A 24,616-nucleotide genomic window follows, 5' to 3' on the forward strand; every position below is an offset into this window, starting at 1 on the left:
AATTGTGCTAAATTACCAATTAAAAAACACAATTTGCAATAATAAAAACACGGATATAATACCGCCGATTCTCAGTAAATGAGCTCGATAATCTAACTGAATTAAGTTCCTAGAAAAAAAGAAGACAGCATACGAGGACAGAATAACTTGCGCCGCAGACATTAAAGCCGCATAAGTCATAATATCTTTAAAGAAAGTAGCGATAAACATAAAGCTAGAGACTACAACAAAAGAAAGAATATTCCATTTAAACTCAATTTTACTCTGCCCCCTAGATTGTGCAAGTGCTCCAAAAATACTTCCTAAGGGCCTCACCATACCAATAACCACCATGATTAAAAATAGATCAAATGCATTTGAAAAATCATCACCATATAAAATTGGTATTAGGAAATATAAACACACTGTCATCAATACAAAGATGATTGTATTAAAAATCAGAATATAATTATTTGAATTACTAAAAACTACTGAAAATTCATCATCTTTACCCTGGTTTTTAGCAAGTCGAGGTAAAATAATTCGAGAAATAAGTGGAGAAATTAACTTGTTTGGCTGCAATACTAACTCTTTCGCAATGGTATAAAGACCCAATGCATCAGTTCCAAGCCATTTACCTATTACAATTTGATCTAGCCTTCCTCTCAGTTGATTTAATACTTGGGAAGCCATTTGATAACCACCAAAAGACAGTGCCGGCGATAAAATTCTTCTATCAAAAGTTAAACGGGGATGCCACTCTTTTGGCACAAGATACAAAATCAATATCCATTTAAATGCTGTGGAAAATAAAACAGCCCAGATATAACTATCCAAAGGAGGATGTCCTAAGTAGTATAATCCAATCATACAAATCAATATCGACAACTTCGTCACTATTTCTATTTTTGCTAACTTCGTATTTTCTAAATTTTTAATGAAATGCGCTTGATATTGAGACGTTAGACTGATGAAAATAAAATTAAAAGCTACAATACTTAAACACCTAGCTATATTTTCAGAATGATAGAAATCACCTACCCATCCAGACAAAAAAAACACTAATATTGTAGCTATTAAACCGAGTAAAACATTAATAAAAAATAATGAAGACCTTTCACTACGAGTTAAATTCTGTCGATGAATAAAGTAATTTGAAAGACCCGAGTCCTGCAGCAAAAGTGTAAATGACAGTACAATATTAATAATTGCTAATTCACCAACAAGCTCTTGGCCACCTAATTGAGCTAAAAATATGAAAACTAAAAAAACCGAAGTTATGTTTAGTGATGTTGAGCTAATTAGCCAAATTACTTCTTTTTTAACTGCCATGAACCTTTTCTATTATGCTTTTAAGTTCTTGATATAATAATTGTTGATTAAATTTATTTTGAATAACACTAGATGCATTACTACGAATAATCTCTAGATCAAATATTTCTTGAGAGATACTAATTAATGTCTTTGCTAACTGTTTTGGGGCCCCTTCAGATACCAAAAATCCAGACACTTCATTTTCTATCAATTCAGGTATGCCGCTATGGTAAGTAGAAACCGTTATAATTCCCATAGCCATAGACTCCATTAGCGCAACAGGTATGCCCTCCATATCACCATTTTCTGCCGTTATCGATGGTAATAAAAAGATATCAGTCTCTTTTAGCACTTCTCTAACTTTTTCTTGTGGTAAAAAACCAACTAAGTCAACACAATCTTCAAGCCCTAAGTCAAGAATATAGTTTTTCAATTGTTCTTCTAAAGGACCATCACCGATAATTTTATAGCTGAAGTCTATTTGGGCATTTTTTAACAAACTCATTGCTGTAATTGCATCAAAAAGACCTTTTTTTTCAATAAGTCTAGCTACACTCACTAATTTTAGTGTGGATGATGTCCCACCTTGTTTAAAACTAAAGTCTGTTAAATTAATTCCCATGCGATTAACAAAGACTTTATTTTCAGGGCATCCCATTGCGATAAGTTTATCAGCCCATAAATTACTTATAGGTAACACTGCGGCACTTTCATCGAATAACTTTTGATAGTCAAACTTGTACTGCTCAAGTACACTTTTCATCGAAATATCGTAACCATGAAAAACTGTCATTATCTTGCCGTCAAGTTTACCTAGGCTTTGTAAGTTTTGAGCAAAAACGCCTATTGGGCCAAAGTGAGCAATCACAACATCAGCGACTAATTGCCCTTTAATTCGAGAAATAACAGCAGGCAACATTAAGCCTTTATTGCTATTTTTGTATCTCTTTTTAAATAACTTAGATATTAATCGGACATTTACAAGTAGCTTACTAGCACTTATGAAACGCTTAATAAATTTTTTAGACTTTGCATCACCTATCCTTTCTTCAAATAAATAGGTTGTTTTATTAAGCAAATCATATTGACTTACCAAAGGATCTAAAGGGTTTAAATTTCCTTTATTTAAAGCCCAAATATTTACATCTACTCCTAATGAAATTAAACCATTGATTTGATTAAGTACAAAAGTCTCTGAAGACACAGGAAACTTACTGAGGAAAAATGCAACCTTCATTTTTATGACCGCTCAAAATTTTGTAAAAACTGACTAATCATCGTTTTGGCTCTTTGTCTTTCATTTTCAACTGGGCTTGATATATCAAATTCACACACTTCAATTTTTTTAAGTAAATCAAACGCTTTACTTGTTAACGAACCATCAACTAATTCAGTTAAATCACTCGAGCAGTCAGGCACTCCTAATTGAGCCATGATCCCTTTTGATTTATGTTCATAATTTAAGGCAATGGCTGGTGTATTAAAGTTCATAGAAATTATAGCACTGTGTAATCGAGTTCCTATTGTCAAAATACACTCAGAGAGGCATTGCCCTAATTCGATATCGTTTAATTCATCCATAATAACTATACACTCTGTGGAATTATCTATTTTTTCGGCTATGTTTAATGCAACCATTCGATCATCCCTATTATAACTATCAATCCCTGTACAAGTAGAGAATAAAGCAACTCGATAACCTTTTTGAATTAACGCTTCTATCATCATAGACATAGCATGTTCATAGCTATCTTGGCTAATACCTAAACGTCGATCAAAAGGTGCTAAATTTCTCACAGTTATAGCAATAGTCTTTTTTTCTTGGAGTTTTTTATACCAATGGTTCTTCAAAGGAATCGTTAAATTAGGCACCAACCAGGCTGTATCTGCCCCTTGAGAAATTACGCTGTTTTCACACGACAAACCTTTTAAATGCGCTAAACTTACACGCTCCCTTAAAGAAAGCAAGCTAACATTGTTAAATACCATTTTCGCTAAACTTTTGAAGCGTTTTCTCTCAAAAGGACCTACAGAGTGCCCTAATAAATAAATAGGTTTACCTGCAGATAATGCACTTAATGCATGTTCAAATTGAGTTTCACCATATAAGTCGACAAAAAAAGAACCTCCTACTTGTATAATTGCATCATATTTTTGTAAGTTTTTTATATGCTTTACAAAGTGATTCGGCAATATAAACAGTGGCAATCCAGCACATGTCATTCGTAAGAGCCAGGGAAGCGCAATCTTAAATACTCGACCTTTTATTCCTTGATGATTACGATGAAATGCATCCAATGTGTCTGAATAAACCTTTTCACCTAAAAGATAAGATGAACTCACCGGAAAGCGAGAGATAATATCGATATCTATACTCGGATCTTGTGCTCTTAATTCACTTACCAAGCCTCTTAAAATAGCAGCATCGCCCCTATTACCACATGTATGGTTACCAACTAATAATACTTTCATTTTATTCATCAAATCACGTAAAAAACTAAGCGCTACATATTAAAATATGTAGCGCTACTTAGCACAAATATATCTATATATCTCTATTGAGAGAGAGGGAAACTATAAGTTTCAAGAATTTTATCTCTAAACTCATCAATTTCACTGATCTTCTTAACTGTTCTAGTAGTTATCAGCATAATTAACTCAGATCTAGAATAATCATCTTGCTTTCTTTTGAATAAATTCCCGATTATTGGAAGGTCTCCCAATATTGGAGTATGGTTATTATTATCGGTGAGTTTTTCACTAATTAACCCCCCCAAAGCTACCGTCTGACCATCAGAACTAAAAATGTTAGTGGTAATTGCTCTATTGGTAATAACTGGTGTTAACGTCGTTGGAGAAGATGAACTACTCGACATAGATACAGTTAAATTAATCAAGCCTTTAGCATTGATAGTTGGTGTGACTGAGACACTTATCCCTGTACTAACGTACTGAACAGCATTGGTTACTCTATCAGTATCACTAGTACTTGTCTGAGTAAGCGTTGGTATCTGATCGCCAGCATTAATCGTAGCACTCTCACCATCTTTAACAATTAAGAAAGGTTTAGCCAAAACTCGTACATCAGATTTTGAAGCTAACAAACTAATGGCTACTCGCCAATCACCGTCAAAGCCAGCCAAAACTAATTCTCCAGCACTTTTAAAGTCACCTGTTAAGCCTCTTGTTACTGCAGCAGAAACCCCATCTTGGCCACTTGAGTCGTAAAACCAATCTATACCTGAAGAAACATTATCAGTTAAAGTAACTTCCGCAATGACAATGTCCAAAATTACTTGTCCAGGCAACTTATCTAATTGTTCCAATAATTGCAGTATTTTTCTGTATTTATCGGCTGTAGTATAGAAAATTAACGCATTTTGACCTTCATCAACTGACATTGTTGATGACGAAGCTCTTGGTTTTTCAGCATTTTCACTATCGTTACCTTTTCGATTGGCTCCTTTAGCTGAAATTTCAGACGAATCAGTGCCCAAAATAGAGCTAATTAATGGTCCTAATGAGGATTGGATATCAGTGGCTTTATTATATTGTGGCCGAAAAATGTAAAACTGGGCTTCATTACCAGCAACGGCAACATCTAGAGTTCTACTCCAGTGCTCAACCCTTTGAATCACCTCAATGCTAACAGCATAAACAACTAAAGCGCCTAATCGGGGCATTGTAATAAAAGCAACATCTTGATTATCACCAACTTGGTATCCATCACTTTCAAGTAGTTCGCTTAATTTTTCAACAAGACTATCAGGTGATATATAAGCAAGATCAATTAAACGAATTTCTTTACTCGATGAGCTTGGAACATCCAACATATTAACCACTTGCATTACGTCTAACACCTCTTGTCGAGAGCCTTCAACAATGGCGAATTTTCGGTTAGAGTCTAACTGTATTTTTATATTAGTCAGCTTTTGGATAACACTCGATAAACTTCGACTATTAGTGTAAGTATATGGAATTATTTGAACGATCTTATCTACAGTATCAGGTATATCAGTTTCATGACTCCCGATCCCAACTTCATTTGTTTTATATCGCTTATTTTTATCTTTCTTTTGAATATATAAAATGTCATTTTTACGTAAAATAGCCAGATCATTTTCTGATAAAAGCTGCTCAGCAGTTGAATATATAACTGACTTAGAAATAGGCTCAGATAGATTAAGCGAAACATCTTTATCATCCACTTCTGCCTGAGTGGAAATAACATAATTAAGACTTAATAATTCATCAAAAATATAATGAATAAAATCGTTCAAACTCATGTTATCAACACTAACTTCTATAGGCTCTTCATCATCAAAAATTGGTGCTTCTTTGCCAAGCTTTTCTAACTTAGAAAGGCCGCCAACACTATCTATCACAGTACTTGAAAATTGCTTTAATTCTGCGGTGTTATCATCAGTAACATTCAAATCTTCATTTATATACTCAGCCGCTCTTTTTCCTAAAATACCTTTATCCAGCGTTAGAGTATTAGGCTTTACTAACGTTTGTTTTTTTTCTAATTCAGGATTGGAAGAACACGATGCAAGAACACAACACAACACACTTATCGGTAATACTTTCATAACATTTTTTTGGTTCAATATATTCATCTTAATTCAGCTTTTTTTTATGAAAAAGTCTAACAATAAATTCTTTACTATCTTTTTCAATTACAATACGCTTACTTTCTATCTGCTTGACTAGTAAGCCGTTAATAGAAACTCCTGCTTCTGCATCTGCCTGAATAGTCTTACCATCAGCTGTAACTTCAAGTAATACATTAATAACTCCAGAAATATTTGATGTTGCAAGAATTTTGACCACATGTTCAGGTAATTCTGGAATTAAATCCCCTCCAGAATTTTCATCCTCATTGTTAACCATCTCTATACCAAATAAAGTCAACACTGACTCTGTAATTTCAGTTTCAATAATCTCGTATGGCGCCTGTTTTACCGCTAATGTATCAAAGGCGCTTTCATTGACTTGTACTGAAGTCATAAATTGAATAACTAAATATATTAGCAGTAATACAACACCTGCCATAGATCCTGTTATGATAGCAAGCAACACACGTTTATTAGCAAAAATCAATTACCTTCCCCCTCAAATTTATACCAATGACCAACTATCATTTGAGCCACCAACTCAGAGTTTGAGTTAATAGAAGGCTTACTTAATTTAATTTCACCAATAAACAAAGAAGGACTTTTCATCTCTAGCTGAATGACTGACTCTATAACCTTATTTGCATTTCCAGAAATAGATAGCGTCCCTGTTACAACCCCAAGAGAGTTTGAAACTGGTGATATGAATTCAACATTTTGATTATATACTTTTAATCCTTTATTTTTTATCTCCGAAGCAAGGTTCAACCAATATAAATTAATTTTTTGTTCACTGTTTAGGTTAGGTAAATCACCTGAAAACTCTTGAAGGTTATCTTTATGTATTTCAAGGTTTTTTAATGCCAGTTGTTCATTATCTATGGCCTTCCTTTGTTTATTGTTCATTAAAGATAACCTTTCATTTTCGAGTTCAACAGATTCAACCCAATCATCCCAAGGTAAATAGAAAAATTTAATAAATATCAATAAACTAAGCATTCCTATTGCTAAATTTTTATGCTTCATTGTTTTCGCCCACGATTTTACCATTAGCTCTGTATTCAAAAGAAATATTAAAGAATTCTTTATCTTTACCACGGCTGGAGGGGGGGGAAATGAATTTTATATTTTCAAATTCATTTAATTTAATTAGTATAGATAACACGCCTGTCGCATTAGCACTTACTCCACTGATCTTAACGTCATTTTTATATATTTCTACGCTTTGAATAATGAGTGAATCATCTGCTTCCTTCAGATTATTTAGTTTAGCTAAAAGCAACGCTTTGGAGCTGGTTTGAGAAATCTCATTATTTATTTTTAATATATCCGCCTTTAACGTATTTAATTTATTAACAACATTTACAGCTCTATTCGCTTCTTCTCGTTGCTCTTCAACTTTATTTGTAAAATAATTATTTTGCCATATTAAAAAGGCAGACCAGCCAAGGTTAAAACTTAAAAACACACAAACAATAAAAATTAGAACGTACTTAGCACTGCTACCCCAGCGCGCTTTTAAATGAAAAAAATATTTAATTAATGGGTTAATTAAGTCCGTGTATTTTAATAAACTTGGCTTCTTGAGTGCATCATTAACTTCCAATTCATCAAGCCTACGTGCCTCTTCACCTTTCATGTTTAAAAATTGATTTTCATCATCAGTTGAACAAGGTAAAGATGACATACTACTTTCAGAAATTTGAAGTAATAAAGACTCCTTAGGTTGAGTGCAACTATGTATATCAACCTTGTCAGAAATACTATTAACTCTATAAAAAGGAATATTTAAATATAATAAACTCGGCTTGTTATTGTACTGGCGATAAAATGGTAGTGAAATAGGTGTAAGTCGCCATAAACCAAGCTTATTTACTTGCTGCATAAACGCTTCATTATAACAACAGTAAAGTACAGTAGAGTTATCAGAGTCAATATTAATAATATACGCTTGGGTCGTGCCTTTTATAGGAGAAATAATATCAACTTCGGCCTGAATTATTTTATATAATTCAATAACATTAGCAGTAGGGTAGCTTATAACTTGCTCCCAATACTGTTCTCTAGACACAAAGTAGTTTTGCCACGACGATATAAAGCTTAACCGACCATCATCTTCAACTTTAAGGCTGGAATTCGCATTGAAACTACTTATTCCATTCGCCCCAAAAATCATCATATTACTTTTTAACATATAGACCTAATATTTGCATACACAATCACTTTAATTAACACGCTCTTGCCAATTATTAACAATAAACGGTCTAGTATCACCAAAACGTCGTATTAAGTGAAACATTCTACTTGATTTAGCATCACCATAGCTACTTGTAACGTTAATAATCCAATAAAGACTAGAATAATTCTCAATAGGATTAATGGCATTAGTCGTTAACCAATTATCCCTAGCTTCAGAAAATTTATTTACTTCATGTGCTTGGATATTTAACGATAGTAAACTCTCTGGCGAATAATCATAATTATCTCTTCCTGGATTATACAGTATGACGTTCTCATCATTAACCAATGATTGTAATAATTTCTGCTCGACATTTATCAATAATGCGAGTTCTTTTTTTGATTGAAGTTTATTATTAAATGGAAAACCCTCTACTTGATACTCTCGGCTCTCTGCACCGTTCAAGTGAGTAAAATCGTCCTTATCGACCCAATCAGCATAACCATCTAAAAAGTTTCTTATTTGATCAGCCGGCCATTTTTGGAGACTCAAGTAATTTGTAATTCTAACCTTGTTAAATGGGATCAAGTATAACAATCCCCCGCCATCTTGTACCTGAAGTACAGAATCTCCAAATTCAAATGGACGGCCAAATAAATTTGCCGTTTTAGGTAATGAGGAGGTAAATGGTGGGGCCACTACACTATCTCCCATAATAAAATACGGAGTACTGTGAACTTCAAAGATAAAACGACTTAAATCAGAGATAACATTTCGTTCTGCTTGCAAAAAGTTTTTAGCAATTTTAATGCGTGATGTATGAGCTTTTGTTTTCACAATTAATAATGCTGATACACTAGCAAGAGCAATTGAAATTAGTAGAACTATAATTAATGCAGCTCCATTAAATCGACTTAAATTATTCATGATTTGAACTGTTTTCAGCTAAATGTACAGGATCAGCATCTGGTATTCTAAACCACATCTGTTCAGGCTTATATACGGCGACCTTTTCTTTATACTCAATACGAACCTGGATATATTGCGGCAATATTTTAGCATTCTCTCCATTCCAATCTGTTTTCCAACGCTTTTTTTTCTCAACACCTAAACTGCTAATACCGAATAGATCATTTATCGATTCATAGCCAAAATAGCTAAAAGAAACATCGTCGATAGAATCGGCAATCGTCGCTGTAAAGCTACAATTATCATTTCTTGTTAATAAAGGGTAGCTTTGTTTCATGTCATACTCACAATAAAGTAATGATTTTTGATCATCTTCATTGGTTTGAACAAATACTCTGTATTGTGTTGGTCGACTTTGAAAGCCTAATGAACGTGCAGTAATTCCCGTAAAAGAGTTATCAGTCCCATTAAAGAACAGCTTCGAACCTATTAGTTGCTGTTTCTTTAAAGGAAGAAAGTAATGCTCCGTTCCTTTAATTGCATTACGTATATTAATCAACATAGCGGTTTCATTTAATATTTCGTCGCTTATTGATGTCTTTGTACTGTTAGTAATAAAAAACTTGAATGCTAACGATGCTATAGCCAAAATAGCCGCAAAGATTAATGAAGCAATAATTGTCTCTAATAAACTAAAACCCTGCTGTCGCTTGGATGTTTTCTGTAACAACTTGTTTAATCTCAAAGGTTTTATCCGGTAAACTCATAAAATAGTAATTAACACTTAATAGTTTAATAGTGCTTGAAGATGCATACTGATTATTTGCATCTAGCTCAGGATCAAAACTATTTATTACTGCACTTTCCTGCTCTAAAGTACTCTGCCAAGCAATTACATACTCTCCAATTTTATACTCTCCAGAGTATATTTTTTGCTCAAGAGAGTATTCGATATAATCAAAAAATGACTGTTGATTTAACAATAAAACATAATCTAGTTGATTTAATTGTTGATAATGCGTTAATACTCGTTGAACCCCAGAAACTGTACCAATAGCAATAAATAAAATAATAGAGGCAACCAACACTTCTATAAGCGTCATTCCCTTAATTTTTGAAGGAGAATTTAACAAAATTACACACCAATTTTCTTAATCAATTTCTAACGTCACACTTGGTATAGAGCTATTTTCAAAAAACTTAATAAATTGATGCTCATTAATTTTCCCTCCGCTGATAAAAAAAGAAAGCTCTTCAAATGTATAAAATCGACTATAGATTTCTTTCAATTTTCTACAGTTTTTCTCAGCCTCGGGCTCTTCATCAGCACTTTGTTCTTCTAGGTCTTTATCCGAGTTACACATTAATGCTAACTCTTTATTAGAATATAAACGCTGCTCAGCTAAATACTCGTATACGGAAAATTGGTTATCTATAAACGTAATAAAATAACCATTAGACGAGAAAAAGCTTTTTTCTTTAATCAGTTTAAGCGTGGCACTAATAGTCATCTGCTCTTCACGCTTTTGCACTCGTTCCAACATTTTAAACATATCAGGTGCAACTACACTAGCGCTTAACCCCATAATTACTAGCACTACTAATAACTCAATCAAAGTAAAGCCATGGCTTTTGACCATATTGTTCAAAACTAAGTCCACATAACATTAAAAAGAGATGTCATTTACAGACACAATACTTAATAACATGACTACTACAACACCTCCAACAATAGCTCCCATTACAAGTATCAGTAGTGGCTCTAAAAGCGATGTCATTTTCATAATCCAAGACTCAAAATTGGCTTTAATACGATTAGTGACTTCATTAAAAGATTTATCTAATGTACCGCTTTGTTCTCCAACTTTTATTAAGGACACTGAAATTTTATCTAATACTCTACTCTCTGATAAGCTTTCAGCAAGAGGAGCCCCTGCATCAACTTTCATTCTCACTAGCTCTAATTGCTGTTTATTATTCTCGATACTCAGTGTTTTATTACTTAACAAAATGGCATTAGAAAGGCTTATACCGCTATCTAATGTTAACTTCATGGCCGAACAAAACCTAATTTGTTCAGTTTTTAATACTAAAGCTTTTGAAAGAGGCAATATCGCTAAGATATTCTGTATTTTTTTCTGAGTATTCGGATTATTCCATAGCCCAATGAAGCCAAAAATAATAAAAAGTGCAAATAACAGAATCATCCCATTATTCTCAGTCACAAATGCGCTAGTATCCAATAGCCATTGTGTGTAACCGGGTAGATTTTCAGCTGAAGAAAAAACGGATTCCATATTAGGGATCACAAAATTAAATATTGCAAATATTGCAATAATACATACGCCAAAAATGATCATAGGATAAATTAACGCTTGAATGGTTTTACTTTTTAATTCTCGTTGAAAACTTAAATTATCTGAAAGTCCCCTAAATACTTCAGGTAAAGTACCTGTTTGTTCAGCAATATTTACCATTTCAAGATACAAGACATCAAAAGTATCAGAGAATTCTTTTAACGATTCGTGTAACGATTTTCCTGACTGAACTTGTTTATGTACGGTTCGCCACAAACTAGAGAGAGAGTTAGTCGTTGAAGTATCTATCAATACTTCAATAGCCACATTAATTTTCACACCATTTTCAAGTAAAGTTGCTAATTGATTTGTAGATTGTTCAATCTCAGTTGCAGAAATTTTACTTCCAGAAAGAAAACTTTTTTTGAGTGAGTCCTCTTCGATAGACACTAAAGTAATATTTTGCGATTTAAGTTTCTTTCTTGCCTGGTTAATATTTTCTGCCACTACCGAATCACTAACTCGCTTTCCTGTCGATGTTAAACCTTTATATTTATATCTTAGGCTCATCCAGCAACCCTTAATACTTCTTCAATTGTTGTTTGCCCTTTCATCGCCTTTAAGAAGCCATCTTGCTTCAAGGTCCTAAGGTCATTAGATTGCATATATTTTGCAGCCTCTAATAAAAATTTTTCTCCTTTAGGTAATTGCATAATTTCATCGTTACAGGGCAAATACTCTAGAATAGCAACACGTCCATTAAAGCCTGTGAAGTTACATTTTGTACAACCAACAGCACTTTTTATCATGACCTTATCATCAATAAATTTTTCAACCAGTGGCGATAAACCATATTGATTAACTAGATTTTCAATTTCTGACTCAGTTTTAACAAGAGCGCAACTGCATAAACGTCGTACTAGTCTCTGAGCTAAGATAGAGATCAATGCCGCATTGAGTAAATACTCTTGCACGCCGAGGTCTAATAACCGCGTATATGCTGTAGCTGCATCGTTCGTATGTACAGTACTAAATACAAGGTGACCCGTTAATGCTGACTGCAAAGCCACTTTAGCGGTTTCATTATCCCTAATTTCACCCACCATAATTACATCAGGATCTTGCCTAACAATGCTGCGTAAGCCTTTAGCAAAATCGAAGCCTATATCACTATTAACTTGTACCTGATTAATACCATCTAATTGATACTCAATCGGATCCTCTAACGTGATTATTTTGACTTCTGGGCCATTTAATTGATTCAAATAAGAGTACAAACTTGTCGTTTTACCAGAACCGGTAGGACCCGTCATTAAAATAACACCTGCGGTTTTCTTTAAGTCTGCTTGTATTCTATCGGCTAAATCTTGTTCATAGCCTAAATCAGCTAAATTAAACTGTACTGCCTTCTTAATAAGAAAGCGCATTACCATACTTTCGCCTTGACCTAAAGGCAGCGATGAACAACGAATGTCTAACTCTACATTATTTGCTTTCGTCTCTATCTTTCCATCCTGCGGCCTACGTTTTTCTGCGATATCCATGCCTGATAATATTTTGATACGTGAAATAACCGCAAGTTGTAAATTTTGAGGAATGGGATCAGTTTCATGTAATATACCGTCAACTCTATAGCGTGCTCGATATTTATTAGCAACTGGCTCAATATGTAAATCTGAAGCGCCTAGCTTAACGCCTTGTTGAATAAGTTGATTTACAAATGAAACTGTAGGAGCCCCTTGGGCCAACTCTTTTAAACGTTCAACCTCACCATCAGCAACAAATTGTTGGCCATTTTGCATCAATTTGGCCGATTGCCAATTTAACTCAAATTCTTCCTTTAAAAGCGCTAAATTTTTACTTTGCGTAAATTGATAGGTTACTTTCTGATTAATAAACCTAAAATAATCATAAAGTTCCCAATGTTCAGCTTGATCAATAGCTAAGACTAAAATGTTTTCATTTGCTTCAATAGGAATAGCATCACAACGTAGTAAATAGTCATGGTCAATGTCTGATAAATATTGATTAATTTTTTCACTGGAAAGCGCAACAGTATCAGATGATATTTCAGCAGCACCGTATACATCAGAATACAATGCAACAAGTTGTAATTCATCAAGTTTACCCATTGAAAGTAATACTTTTTCAATGGGCGCTTTAAAAGTTTCTTTAAGCTTTAATGCTTCATTTATATCTGCTTCAGGTATTTGCAATATACCTTGTAAGTAATCTTGTATCTTAGTAGACAACGTCTGTTGCCTCATCTTTTCCACCGGCATTGCCATCACTACCATAGCTTATTAGATCATATTCAGCATTTTCACCAGGGTATTTAAAGTAATAAGGGTTGCCCCACGGATCATTAGGTATTTCTTTTGGTAAATAAGGTCCTTGCCAGTTATTATTATCCGAAGTTAATAATTCTGACAATTGTGTTGGATATCTTCCTACATCTAATTTATACATATCTAATGCTGTAGATAATAATTCCATTTGTGTTTTAGCAGTTTGTACCTTTGACGATGCAACTTTGCCAAACATTTTAGGTGCAACTAAAGAAGCTAATAGACCAAGAATTACCATAACTATTAACAATTCAACCAGTGTAAAACCCTTCACTTGGTGTCGTTTTCTGCTTTGAAACATTTACTTTTAACCTCTACATAGTAACTATGCTTATTTATTAAATAATTTACGATAACAACGCTAAAAGGGCTAACGTTTGAAACCTTATTCAACAAGCAGTTTACATGAAAATAAAAAATGGAGCTAGGTTAGTCTTTTTAAAAAACGTAACAAAAAGCTCCATTAAAAAATTTCAATTTTTATTGTTCAATAGCTAAAAATTGTTCAATAGCATCTGTAAAATTATCGATGCCCTTTGCACCTGTAAATGTTTTCCACTTAGTGACTGTTGTTCCCTCTTTAAGCCCAATAGCAAATGCCGGAGTAGAACTTAATCCAAGTTGTTTAACTAAAGCAATATCTGCATCTATAGCACTTTCTACCGTGTCTGATTCCATACAAGCATCAAATTCTTTCTGCTCTAATTCCATTTCATTTGCAAAAATACTGAGCTCTTTACTATAAAGTCTAGAACCTTGGTTAAATAACCAGTTTTTAGCATCTGTATAGTGTTGCTCATTATCTATTTTTTGACTTCTAGCACACTCTAATGCTTTAGCTGCTATATAAGCATTTTTATGTAAAGAGGTAATTGGATAATGTTTACCAACAAAAAATATTTTACCCGTATCAATAAACTTTTCTTTTAATGTTGGCAATGTTTCATTATTAAATTTTTTACAAAATGGGCAATGTAAGTCGGTAAACTCTATTAAAACTACTTTTGCAGTGTCTTTACCTAATGTTGCACTACCACCAATTTGCACAGCTTGTTGATCGTTTTTCTTAATCAAGCCCGTGTGCTCTGCTAGCGCTTGTTGGTTACTGATCACTACTCTCATATCACGTTTTAGCTGTGCTACTTCACGTTTAAGGCTTTCAATATCGGTAGTGGTGTTGGCAGCGTCTTCAGCGATGGCCGCACTTGATAATACCATTGCTACTGTTAATGCTATCCGTTTTATCATGTTCATTTCACCTATGTTTCTAAAATAAAAAAGCCCCAACAGGGGCTTTTTTTAATGAATCTAAATTAAATGTTTAGATTATTGAGTCCAGTCATTTTGATCAAGAACTGGTAATACGCGATCTACGCCACCAGGGATCTTCTGAACACTTACGCCATGAACTGTGTTGCTAGGAGCAGTTACAGTAAATGTCATAGTGTGACGAGTACCAGTACCCATGTAACCAGCAGCTTTAGCTTTCTCAATTAACTCATCAGCATATAATACTACTGAAGCATGCTCAGCAACTTTACCAACGTTAACGCTGTTCTTCTGGTTGCTGTTCTCATCGAAGATATCTAAAGTAATTTCAGCTTCTTCGTTGTGCTCGTTAGTAATACGCACCCAAGTATTGCCGTTGTCGTATGTGTAAGGCACTTTAAGTACTGCACCGTTTACACCAACTTCGTGTAATGTTGGTTTTTGCGCACAGTGGTCAAGTAAGTTAGCATCGTTGAACTTTAATGTATGCTCTGGAGTGTGCATGTAGTTGAAGTTCATTACGCCGTACTCAGTTGCACTAGCTGGAACAGTATTTTCTAATACATAATACGTTTCGTTGTAATCGTAGTTTGCATCATTTGTGTAGATGTCAGTTACACTTGTACCAGTTAATGCTGTTTGTGCAGCAGCTTCTTCAGCACCAGTATCATTACTTAAATCAGCAAATAACGCTTGCGCTGATGTATCAGAAACAGGAGCAGTACCGTAATCTGTGCTTAATACAGCAAATAAAGAAGTACCGTCAGAATCAACATCAATACCGTTTGTTAAAGCACCATTACCACCTTTGTCTTGCGTATCATAAATACCAGCAAATACAGTAGCACCGGCATCAGACGTTGTAACAAACTTAGTTTCTAATACGTCATCAGCATCTAAAGCAAAGTTATCATCTAACTCGTCTTTCTTGTTGATGAATACTGCTTTGTTAATTACTTGGTAAGCATTACGTGTTAACTTATCACCAGCTGTAACTGTTGCATCATATACAAATTGTGTACGTGCAGTGATAGCACCACCGTTGTTGTTTGAACTTTCAGCATTAACTTGTGCATCGTCGATGTTGCTGTTGTTGTAGAAAGTTACAAATTGCGGAGAAATATCAGCAACGTTTTGAATAGCTGAAACACCACCTTGGATGTTATAACCGTTACCACCATCAGTTTTCGCTGATGTTGCTTGTAACGTTACATATTTTTGTGTAGTTGGGTCAGCACACTCAGTGTTCTTAATATTAATGCTAACTGGTACTAATTCAGACGCGTCTGCACCTGAAGCTAATTTAGATAGTACTAAACGCGTACCTGCAGTAATGGTAACACCGGCTTTTGTTAAAAACGTAATGGTGTTTTCACCATCAACCGCGCCATCGGTAGACGCTACTGCGTCAAACGCTGTATTACCTAAGTTACCTAAGTCATTATCTTGTACAAGGTGAATAATATCATTATTACCTTTGAAGGTAGCACCAGATAATGTCATTGAAATTAATGTACCTGATGGAATATCAGTAGTAGGGATATACACAATGTGTGTATCCGTATTAACACCATCAGTAGTATCGAAATCGATATCGTAATCTTTGGTTAATTCATATGCAATTCTTGCTTCAAGTGTTGGCTGTAAATCTACACCAGTTGCACCACCACGATTAGCTTCTGCAATACAGCTAGCATTTGTGTATACAGTATCAAATACAGCATCAGTTACAGCTGCGTTGTCAGCACCTTTAAAGATTTCAAAACAAGCTTGAGTACCTGCGAACGCTTGGTTTGAAAGAGCTAAACCAGCAATTGCTAAAGGTAACGCTGCAATTTTAAAGTTTTTCATTTGAGATATTCTCCATTTTATTTCTGACCTCAACTTTATCGTTAAGGCCTAGTGAACACGTGTTCATGTAAAACTAATTAATTTATAACAATCAAGTTAGTTTTCTATTTTTGTATGTTCGGTTAATCAGTCTTCAATTATCTTTGTTAATAGTTCAGCCACAACTAATAAATAACGAAATTTATTGGCATGCCCTCCCCTATTTATTAACTAAGCTATCACTGCCTACATCAATAAAAGAAAATTGTTTAACTTTACAAACATAAGGAAATGTAAGGTCAAGTCACTGTGATGTCAACACATTAATCATAAAAAAACGATTAAAATCAATTTTTTTAGAATAAGTGTGTAAAAAAAACACAGTTAAGGTTTCCTTCTATTACCTTAACATTTCATACTAACCGAGTGAACCCGAAAGTGTTATTTTTATTGCTTGAAAGTACGAATAAATTTCCACGCATGCTGTAACGAAAAAGCATATAGACAAAAAACAACAATAAACCCAATTAACATAATATATTCAGGAAGTTGAAATACTTCCCCTAATATTCCTACAAGCGAAAATAGTACAGCTAGGGCGCTAATTGCCCATAATGCTTGGCGAGAAGATAAACCTAATCGCATACAGATATGATGTAAATGCCCATTATCAGCTTTAAAAGGCGAAACACCTTTACGAATACGTCTTAACATAATGGCGAACATATCCATTAAAGGCACCGCAATGATCCATAATGCTGTTACTGGACGAAATACAGCTTCACCTTCTGGTGTGTTTTGTGTAGCAATTGTTAGTAGCCAAATAACAGTAAGTCCCATGAACATGCTTCCCGCATCACCCATAAATATTTTCTTACCGCGAGGATTACGAGTACTGACGTTATAAAAAAGGTAAGGAATAATGGCTACCACTAAAATAAGAGGCAGTAAAATATCAGCAGTATTATTATTTAATAAGGTTAATATCGCAACTGATGCAATGGTAACAATGCTCATAGAGCCGGCCAAGCCATCAATCCCATCAATCATATTAAATGCATTTATGGCGGCAACACAGGCTAACATAGTAAATATCATCCCATAGCTACCGATATCTATAACTCCTGTAGATAACAAATTGCCAAAATTGTGAATATAGAGTCCAGCACCAAATACCATTAATGTGGCTACAATTCCCTGAAAAATCATACGAGGGGCAACACTTAAGTCATATATATCATCCATTGTGCCAATAAACACTAATAAAGCAGAAGAGATGAAATAAAGGTTTAATAATTGACTTTGCTCTACAAATAATGTGGAAGCAATTAATACCCCTGTATAAATGGAAATACCGCCAATTAATGGGATAGCACCATCATGTTTTTTCCGTTCATCAGGAAGATCAACCAAACCAATATGTGGTGCTAAAGGCAGTAATACTTTAATTGTAAGTATTGAAACAAAAAAGGCGACAAATAAAGCAGAAGAAATAAACAACATTAATATTTTACCAAATATACTTGTTAATAGGTTCTTTAATCCGTCAAAGAACAATGAGCTAAAAATTTCGCTAATTATAATCGCCTATTAGCCATATAGCTAGGGGAACCACTTAATAATAACCAATTAGCAACGATATTATTAAGTGGAACAAACTAATTTTTAGCTAGCTGAATACAGACTCAATGCTATTGTGAAGTTAAATACCTGAAATTGCCGCTATAGCAACTGCTGCTTGATAAATGATTTGCGTCGAAACTTGCCATAGTGTTATGTTCTCCATGTATGAGGAGTCTAATGGCACAACAACGGTATCACCGGGCCGTAGCGTATGCTCATTACTCGCAAACCAATTACCCGAGCTAGGTATTTGAACTGAACCATTGGCTTTAATTACATAGATACGTTCATCATCAGCCTGTTTCTTTAAGCCTCCGCTCAGTTCTATATAATCAATAGCATCTAGTCCTGGTTGGTAGATATGCGAAGTTGCTACTTGTACTTGTCCAACCACATTGATTGAATCTTGTTTCGTTGGTACATATAAAACATCACCATTTTCCAAAACAATGTCGGTATCTGTTTTAGAAATAATACGAGGAATATCTACAACAAGGCGACCAATTGGTGTCACTTTGGTTAAGTCGGCTAACAGCACCCTCGCTTGTTCATAATCTAAGCCTTGATTACTATCTCTTTGTGCTAAACTTTTTGAAGCTATTTCCATCCGTAAACTTTCAGATACTTTAATAATGTTTTCTAATTCCATTTTTTTAAGCTTTTCACGGGTAAATAACGAAGCTTCAATATCAGCATATTCAGTAAAGCCATCAACCCGTTCAATAAGTTGTTTTAAAGACTCTCCTCGTCTAATAGTGTACTTCCCAGGGAATTTGAATTCTCCTTTTAACTCAACAATATGGTTTTCTTGCCATGCAGGGATATGATGAATGTTCAAGCGATCTTTGCTTTTCATTTCTATGTTTTGACTTTCATCATCTTTTAATGCTGCTGACAAATTAAAACTTAATGTGAGTTTGTTAGCCATTTCATCGTCAATTTGGTCACGGGTTATTTCCGCTTTGACTAAATATGCCGATTCAAGCAAACCTCCTGCAGCGACAACAATATCTATTGCTTTAGCTCCTTTAGAAAGGGGATATATTCCTGGGTATTTTACCGCACCATCTATTTCTACAATCTGCATCGGCTCCCCAGAAGCTGCTTGCCTTCTAAGTTGTTCAACAACTGGCGCTAACATACGTTTGCGCGAAAAGTAGCCTAAATCTTTAATATCAACGTCATTTTTTGCAGTTCCAGTTAACTCTTCTAATGATAAGTATGCTTGTTTAAGAGTCTCGTCTGCTTCATTATTGCTGCCTACTACCAGATTAGGATCATCATTATAATATTGCCAGAACATTCTTTCTTTATAGTTCTCTTCTGCCTTTGCTTTTGCGCGTTCAATTAATTCAGCTTTTGTTAATGCAAAATCATCTAGTGTCTCTGTTTTAGCAGTATCAGTTTCTATGTTTGAAAAGAATAAAATTTTATCTCGTGGTCGAAGCTCAATATTATCTACAGAATTATTGTCTGATATTGCTTTAAATATACTAAATTGTAATACTTCAATATTGCGGCCAATATCTTTTTCTCTAATAATTAAACTATACGTTAAATCAGCTTTGTCAGCTAAGTAGGCATGAATATTAGGCAATAAATCGGTAACTTTTTGCCCTTTTTTCCACTGATATTTACCTGGTCGAGTGACCGCACCAATTACAGTAACAGACTCTTCATAAAGCTCTGAGGTTTTCATTACCCGAACATAGTCGCCTGCATTCACTGATTGTTTTAATGTTTTTTGTGTGGATAAATCAATATTAACAACCGTTCGTAAATTTTGGCGATTAAATCGTTCAACAACGGTTGAAGATGGGTATGCTGAAGGTAACAAACCACCTGCCATTTGCAATAACGACTGAAAGGTATCTCCCTTAGTGAGCTCATAAATAGCTGGGCGAGTGACTTCACCTTCAATTGTTGCTCTTTCACCAACAGGTGCGATAAAAATTACATCTCCTGATTTTAATAATAAATCATTAGAGGAATCACCTTTAATTAATAGATCGTACAAATCAAGTGTTGTTATCAGTTTACCATTTCGTTTTAACTGAATATTTCTTAAAGACCCTATTTCATTAATGCCACCTGACGCAAAAATTGCATGGGTAATACTTGACAATGAATTCAGCACATAAGGACCAGGCTTAAAGGCATCACCTAATACAAAAACCCTAATAGATCTGAGTTTGCTAAGAGTGACGATAACATCAACACCAAGTACTTTATTTTGAATTTGATTACCGAGGTATTTTTTTGCTTCTAAAAATGTCATTCCAGTAATATTAAAAGGGCCTAATTCTGGAACAATAATTTGACCTTCACGACTAACTTCTAATTGGTATTCATTATTTTCTTTACCAAACATTTGCAAAGAAAGAATATCGCCAGGGCCAATTATATATTTTTCCGGTACTGCAATATCTATTGTAGGCGCAAAAGTATAGGGGGCATTTGCAAATACGTCATAACCAAATGGTTTAGGTTTACCGTCATCTTTTTCTAGTTCTTGAGATATAACATCTTCTTGAAAGATAGGGTTGCCTTCTTCGTCATACTGAGTACCACGAGGAAAGTATTGTTGCAGAGGCTTATTTTCTGTAGATTCAATATTTTGTGTACTTTTATTGAGTTGCGCTTTAATAGCGTTGTAATCAACTCCCATACTTTTAGCTAATGCTTGTTGTTGTGCTGGTGGTAATTTTTTAAATTGCGCAAGTTGTTGTGGTGAAATATTACTCGGCAACTGTGCAGCCATTGCAATACCTGTAACCATAAATAAAACAAAGCCAATGTACTTACAGATTTTTATCATTCTAAACGCCAATATATCCAATAATTAATATGTTACAGCCGTATTTAACTTGCACTGTAAAAATTTTATCAAGTGTAGCACTTTCAAGGCAACACTCAATCATTTCATACTTTTCGATCTTGTTTTATTCGTCAAACTCTTCAAGAAAAGCTTCAAGTTCAGCTTCTTCTTCAGCATTAACCATAATCGGAGGGTTACCATCGTAAACTTTAAATTTCATATTCTGAAAGTAGGCATTTTTTACGAATTCATAAGAGTCTATTGATTCTTTAATTAATTGTTCTTGATCGGCTAAAGCAGCACGAGCTTCTAAACCAATGACTGCACTTCTTACAACATTAGGCCAAAAATCAATGACTGCCAAAGGCCAATAATATCGGTCTACGTAATCACCAACTTCTTCTCTGACCGAGGATGGACCTAATGCAGGAACCACTAGGTATGGTCCATCACTAACACCATATTTTCCAAGTACTTCTCCAAATTCTTCGTGCTCTCTAGCCCAGCCAAAATCACTAGCGGGATCAAATATCCCTAGTATGCCTATGGTTGAATTTAAAATAAAACGCCCAGTACTTTTAGCGGCACTGGTAAATTTACCTTGAAGTAAGTTATTAATAATGGCTGAGGGTTCATTTAAATTAAGCGCGACATTATGTAAACCTGTACGTATTTCGCTTGGCACATATTTAACATAGCCTTGAGCCGCCGGTTTAAAAGCGTATTTATCAGCATAGTCCCAAGTAAAAGTCCAAAATGGTCTGTTAATCGATTCTAGTGGATCACTATTGGTATCCGCACTTTGTTGATTTACAGCATTTGTTGAAGAACAAGCGCTTAAACCAATAAGTACTGTCACTAAAAGAAAGTGTTTAATAAAATAAACTCTAGATAAAAACAAGATAACATTCCCTATAAAATTCGCTAAATAGCGCTATAAATACAATAATTTATATCATCACTTAAATTATTTTGGTGTGGGATTTTATCATGGGCTATCTTTGAGTGGTATATTTTGAAGCAATAATTTTGTAATAAGTTGTACAGGCTATTGGGTTAATAAACATCTCTAATGTAACGTTGTTGGCATTGTAACTCTGTCAGTTTTTCTTGCCCTAGTAATTCAATTAAGGTGTTATGGACACTTTCACCCATGCCAGACAAACAACCACATATATAAATTACAGCACCTTCACTAAGCCATTGCTTTAGCATCGCTTCCTCATCAGCAAGGATATGCTGTACATATTTTGCTTGCTTACTATCTTGAGAGTATGCACAACTTAGCTTAGCTAAATTTGACTCTTCTAATGTTAATAAGTACTTATTAATTGGCAATTGTGAATGACTATTGCGCTCACCAAATATTAACCATGTTGGACCTGTTGGTTTATTAAGCTTAGTTTTAAAATAAGCTCGAGCATCGATTTGCGCTTTAAGTCCTGCTAACCCGCTACCGGCACCTATTAATATCAATGGCACTGTATTATCAATTTGATGGTGAGTACTTACTGAGCGTATTTGGCCTTGTACGATAGCTCCAACGGAACAGTTATTACTTAAATAGCCTGACGCTAGACCAAAGCTATTTTCCTCTTTTTCTAATAACCGAACAATTAATTGCAATTGTCCTTGCTCTGAAATAGAGGCTATTGAGTAACTGCGTGTAGTTAAAGTAGGCAGATTATCGAGTAGCTCATTTATTGAATATGTACAATTATTAGGTAATTCACGCATTGCCAACCATGCGCTTAATGATTGTTGATGTCCTTGGTATGTCAATAATTGAGTACCGTCATATTGATGAGCTTGCAACCACTGATTGACAACGGCTTTTGGCTGATGAGGTTGTATATCAATTAAATCCCCTGCCTGCCAACTGGGTGTTGGACCAATACTAGTGAAAGTTAATTGAAATAGCTTTTCATCATCGCAATCAGGATTTAGCAATAAACGTTCGGTTAATTGCCAATATTGCGGTGAATTTGTCTTCGTAGATGTTTCATTTACCTCTTGGATATTTAGCCAACGGGGTGTAATACTTGCTAATGTGGTTGTTTGCTCATTGTATTTATCAACTGCAATTACCTCATTATTAGGTTCAGATCCTATATCCAACATACTTTGATGAACTTGGTATCCGAAGGCACAGAATTTAGGGTATCCCGTATCACCTAATGCAATCACAGAAAATTTAAGATGATTGAGTTTAACCGTATTTTTTATTGCGTTTTGTATGCGCTTTATAAATAGATTGCCATTATCGGGTGCTTCACCATCACCATAAGTACTCACAATAAACAGTACTTGATCGACGGATGATAAATTCTCTATTGAAAGGTGATTTAAAGCCACTACATTAGCCATTTCAGACAAATGTAGTGCCTGCGCATAGCGATTAGCTATCGCCTGTGCATTACCTGTTTGACTAGCATAAGTAATCAATAACGAAGTGTCGGCAGATATATTATTGCGTTGCCGTGCGATATGTATACGCCACATAGCAACGCAAAATAAAAGCCATACTGAAATAACAACAATAATGGTTAATAAATTTTCCATAATTTAACTTCAGTTATCTGCCCTTTGCTGTTAACTATAACGGTAATACAGCAAATGTAGCGCCGTAGCTGCCTTTACGAGAAGTAGCGGGAGCTTTGGCTTTATCATCTTCATATTCTGCTTCGATTAAATACATACCAGCTTCAGGCCATGTAATAGTGGCATAGCCTTTTGCATCTGTAACTACGTCTATTTGATTTTGATCGTTGCGATAGCGAGTGTCACCTTTAACGATTGCCAATTTCACACCAACGGCAGGTTGCCCTTGAAATAAAAATTGAAATTTAGCTTCTTCACCAACAAATAAATCATTCGGATGAGTTACTGGCACTAATTCTAATCCTGAATTTGTCGGCTCAAACACTTTCTTGGTTGGTTCACCTGATGTCACAAATGTTTCAATACGTCGATAGCTTTCAGATACTCTTAATTCTTTAGCATTTTTTGGCACGGCAGTAGAAAATTCTGAGGCGACAGCTGTTTTACCTCTTGCAGGCCACATTTTACGTTTGCCATTTTCGTCTCTCCATACGGCGCGTAAGCCACCTGATGCAGTGCTAATTCTATAAGTCCCTGGATTCACTAAGTTCAAATCAAATGTTGAGCGATATTTACCAGTATGGGCATTAACCACATCAATTAATTTTCCTGAAGGGTCTTGTGCCACTAATCCATTCATACGTAATGGTACATGCTCAAATACAAATAAAGAGTTTGAAACGGCAGCATCGAATGTAACCCAAGGCGCTTCCCCTGATAAACTGGTACTACTTGGTAAAATCCAAGCTCTGTGTGCATTTACACTAAACGCTAGGCTCATCATCACACCAACGGTTAATATCTTCTTAAATGGTTGAGATAAATTCATTGAT

General features: G+C 34.8%; 21 protein-coding genes. All 21 read right to left on the minus strand.

What is annotated here, in order from left to right; translation table 11 throughout:
• Positions 1–12 precede the first annotated feature (12 nt).
• On the minus strand, positions 13–1,311 hold the full coding sequence (locus tag IE155_RS02810) for an oligosaccharide flippase family protein (RefSeq protein ID WP_189376589.1): 1,299 nt from the start codon (positions 1,309–1,311) through the stop codon (positions 13–15).
• On the minus strand, positions 1,301–2,530 hold the full coding sequence (locus tag IE155_RS02815) for a glycosyltransferase (protein ID WP_189376590.1): 1,230 nt from the start codon (positions 2,528–2,530) through the stop codon (positions 1,301–1,303). The genes IE155_RS02810 and IE155_RS02815 overlap by 11 nt, the downstream gene beginning before the upstream one ends.
• A gap of 2 nt (positions 2,531–2,532) precedes the next feature.
• Positions 2,533–3,774, minus strand: coding sequence for a colanic acid biosynthesis pyruvyl transferase WcaK (gene wcaK / locus IE155_RS02820; protein WP_229816988.1), 1,242 nt, complete (start codon positions 3,772–3,774; stop codon positions 2,533–2,535).
• Between the two features lie 74 nt (positions 3,775–3,848).
• The gene (locus IE155_RS02825) at positions 3,849–5,912 is read right to left on the minus strand and encodes a secretin GspD/PilQ domain-containing protein (protein WP_189376592.1); all 2,064 of its coding nucleotides are present in this window, start codon (positions 5,910–5,912) and stop codon (positions 3,849–3,851) included.
• Between the two features lies 1 nt (position 5,913).
• Positions 5,914–6,396, minus strand: a complete 483-nt coding sequence (locus IE155_RS02830; protein WP_189376593.1) for a hypothetical protein — start codon at positions 6,394–6,396, stop codon at positions 5,914–5,916.
• Positions 6,393–6,935: a hypothetical protein gene (locus IE155_RS02835; protein WP_189376594.1), complete on the minus strand. Its 543-nt coding sequence runs from the start codon at positions 6,933–6,935 to the stop codon at positions 6,393–6,395. The genes IE155_RS02830 and IE155_RS02835 overlap by 4 nt, the downstream gene beginning before the upstream one ends.
• The gene (locus IE155_RS02840; RefSeq protein WP_189376595.1) at positions 6,925–8,103 is read right to left on the minus strand and encodes a hypothetical protein; all 1,179 of its coding nucleotides are present in this window, start codon (positions 8,101–8,103) and stop codon (positions 6,925–6,927) included. The genes IE155_RS02835 and IE155_RS02840 overlap by 11 nt, the downstream gene beginning before the upstream one ends.
• Before the next feature lie 30 nt (positions 8,104–8,133).
• On the minus strand, positions 8,134–9,015 hold the full coding sequence (locus IE155_RS02845) for a type II secretion system protein GspK (RefSeq protein WP_189376596.1): 882 nt from the start codon (positions 9,013–9,015) through the stop codon (positions 8,134–8,136).
• Complete coding sequence (locus IE155_RS02850) at positions 9,008–9,727, minus strand: type IV pilus modification PilV family protein (RefSeq protein ID WP_189376597.1); 720 nt, start codon at positions 9,725–9,727, stop codon at positions 9,008–9,010. Before IE155_RS02850 ends, IE155_RS02845 begins: the two co-directional genes overlap by 8 nt.
• A complete protein-coding gene (locus tag IE155_RS02855; RefSeq protein WP_189376598.1) occupies positions 9,690–10,130 on the minus strand; it encodes a prepilin-type N-terminal cleavage/methylation domain-containing protein in 441 nt (146 codons plus the stop codon). Before IE155_RS02855 ends, IE155_RS02850 begins: the two co-directional genes overlap by 38 nt.
• 18 nt (positions 10,131–10,148) lie before the next feature.
• Positions 10,149–10,637, minus strand: coding sequence for a pilus assembly FimT family protein (locus tag IE155_RS02860; protein WP_189376810.1), 489 nt, complete (start codon positions 10,635–10,637; stop codon positions 10,149–10,151).
• Between the two features lie 27 nt (positions 10,638–10,664).
• On the minus strand, positions 10,665–11,864 hold the full coding sequence (locus IE155_RS02865; protein ID WP_189376599.1) for a type II secretion system F family protein: 1,200 nt from the start codon (positions 11,862–11,864) through the stop codon (positions 10,665–10,667).
• Entirely contained in the window at positions 11,861–13,546 is a 1,686-nt protein-coding gene (locus IE155_RS02870; RefSeq protein WP_229816989.1) for a GspE/PulE family protein, read from the minus strand. The genes IE155_RS02865 and IE155_RS02870 overlap by 4 nt, the downstream gene beginning before the upstream one ends.
• Positions 13,536–13,943, minus strand: a complete 408-nt coding sequence (gene gspG / locus IE155_RS02875; RefSeq protein ID WP_189376600.1) for a type II secretion system major pseudopilin GspG — start codon at positions 13,941–13,943, stop codon at positions 13,536–13,538. Before gspG ends, IE155_RS02870 begins: the two co-directional genes overlap by 11 nt.
• Positions 13,944–14,122: 179 nt before the next feature.
• A complete protein-coding gene (locus IE155_RS02880; RefSeq protein ID WP_189376601.1) occupies positions 14,123–14,890 on the minus strand; it encodes a DsbA family protein in 768 nt (255 codons plus the stop codon).
• A 78-nt stretch (positions 14,891–14,968) separates the two neighbouring features.
• Complete coding sequence (locus IE155_RS02885) at positions 14,969–16,762, minus strand: hypothetical protein (protein WP_189376602.1); 1,794 nt, start codon at positions 16,760–16,762, stop codon at positions 14,969–14,971.
• A 426-nt stretch (positions 16,763–17,188) separates the two neighbouring features.
• The gene (gene wecA, locus IE155_RS02890; protein WP_189376603.1) at positions 17,189–18,244 is read right to left on the minus strand and encodes a UDP-N-acetylglucosamine--undecaprenyl-phosphate N-acetylglucosaminephosphotransferase; all 1,056 of its coding nucleotides are present in this window, start codon (positions 18,242–18,244) and stop codon (positions 17,189–17,191) included.
• A gap of 199 nt (positions 18,245–18,443) precedes the next feature.
• Complete coding sequence (locus tag IE155_RS02895; RefSeq protein ID WP_189376604.1) at positions 18,444–21,182, minus strand: SLBB domain-containing protein; 2,739 nt, start codon at positions 21,180–21,182, stop codon at positions 18,444–18,446.
• Positions 21,183–21,306: 124 nt separating this feature from the next.
• Positions 21,307–22,083 carry an MlaA family lipoprotein gene (locus IE155_RS02900; protein ID WP_189376605.1) on the minus strand — a complete coding sequence of 259 codons (777 nt, stop codon included), beginning with the start codon at positions 22,081–22,083 and terminating at the stop codon, positions 21,307–21,309.
• Positions 22,084–22,238: 155 nt separating this feature from the next.
• The gene (locus tag IE155_RS02905; protein WP_189376606.1) at positions 22,239–23,744 is read right to left on the minus strand and encodes a flavodoxin domain-containing protein; all 1,506 of its coding nucleotides are present in this window, start codon (positions 23,742–23,744) and stop codon (positions 22,239–22,241) included.
• Between the two features lie 34 nt (positions 23,745–23,778).
• The gene (locus IE155_RS02910) at positions 23,779–24,612 is read right to left on the minus strand and encodes a DUF4198 domain-containing protein (protein WP_189376607.1); all 834 of its coding nucleotides are present in this window, start codon (positions 24,610–24,612) and stop codon (positions 23,779–23,781) included.
• Positions 24,613–24,616 lie beyond the last annotated feature (4 nt).

The organism is Thalassotalea profundi (assembly GCF_014653195.1).
In the GTDB taxonomy this organism is placed as follows: domain Bacteria; phylum Pseudomonadota; class Gammaproteobacteria; order Enterobacterales; family Alteromonadaceae; genus Thalassotalea_B; species Thalassotalea_B profundi.

What these genes read in the sequence shown, in the direction of transcription:
- IE155_RS02810 (WP_189376589.1), bottom strand. Translation starts at nt 1,311, where the DNA reads ATGGCAGTTAAAAAAGAAGTAATTTGGCTAATTAGCTCAACATCACTA.
- IE155_RS02815 (WP_189376590.1), bottom strand. Translation starts at nt 2,530, where the DNA reads ATGAAGGTTGCATTTTTCCTCAGTAAGTTTCCTGTGTCTTCAGAGACT.
- wcaK (WP_229816988.1), bottom strand. Translation starts at nt 3,774, where the DNA reads ATGAATAAAATGAAAGTATTATTAGTTGGTAACCATACATGTGGTAAT.
- IE155_RS02825 (WP_189376592.1), bottom strand. Translation starts at nt 5,912, where the DNA reads ATGAATATATTGAACCAAAAAAATGTTATGAAAGTATTACCGATAAGT.
- IE155_RS02835 (WP_189376594.1), bottom strand. Translation starts at nt 6,935, where the DNA reads ATGAAGCATAAAAATTTAGCAATAGGAATGCTTAGTTTATTGATATTT.
- IE155_RS02840 (WP_189376595.1), bottom strand. Translation starts at nt 8,103, where the DNA reads ATGTTAAAAAGTAATATGATGATTTTTGGGGCGAATGGAATAAGTAGT.
- IE155_RS02845 (WP_189376596.1), bottom strand. Translation starts at nt 9,015, where the DNA reads ATGAATAATTTAAGTCGATTTAATGGAGCTGCATTAATTATAGTTCTA.
- IE155_RS02860 (WP_189376810.1), bottom strand. Translation starts at nt 10,637, where the DNA reads ATGGTCAAAAGCCATGGCTTTACTTTGATTGAGTTATTAGTAGTGCTA.
- IE155_RS02865 (WP_189376599.1), bottom strand. Translation starts at nt 11,864, where the DNA reads ATGAGCCTAAGATATAAATATAAAGGTTTAACATCGACAGGAAAGCGA.
- gspG (WP_189376600.1), bottom strand. Translation starts at nt 13,943, where the DNA reads ATGTTTCAAAGCAGAAAACGACACCAAGTGAAGGGTTTTACACTGGTT.
- IE155_RS02880 (WP_189376601.1), bottom strand. Translation starts at nt 14,890, where the DNA reads ATGATAAAACGGATAGCATTAACAGTAGCAATGGTATTATCAAGTGCG.
- IE155_RS02885 (WP_189376602.1), bottom strand. Translation starts at nt 16,762, where the DNA reads ATGAAAAACTTTAAAATTGCAGCGTTACCTTTAGCAATTGCTGGTTTA.
- wecA (WP_189376603.1), bottom strand. Translation starts at nt 18,244, where the DNA reads ATGTTGTTTATTTCTTCTGCTTTATTTGTCGCCTTTTTTGTTTCAATA.
- IE155_RS02895 (WP_189376604.1), bottom strand. Translation starts at nt 21,182, where the DNA reads ATGATAAAAATCTGTAAGTACATTGGCTTTGTTTTATTTATGGTTACA.
- IE155_RS02905 (WP_189376606.1), bottom strand. Translation starts at nt 23,744, where the DNA reads ATGGAAAATTTATTAACCATTATTGTTGTTATTTCAGTATGGCTTTTA.
- IE155_RS02910 (WP_189376607.1), bottom strand. Translation starts at nt 24,612, where the DNA reads ATGAATTTATCTCAACCATTTAAGAAGATATTAACCGTTGGTGTGATG.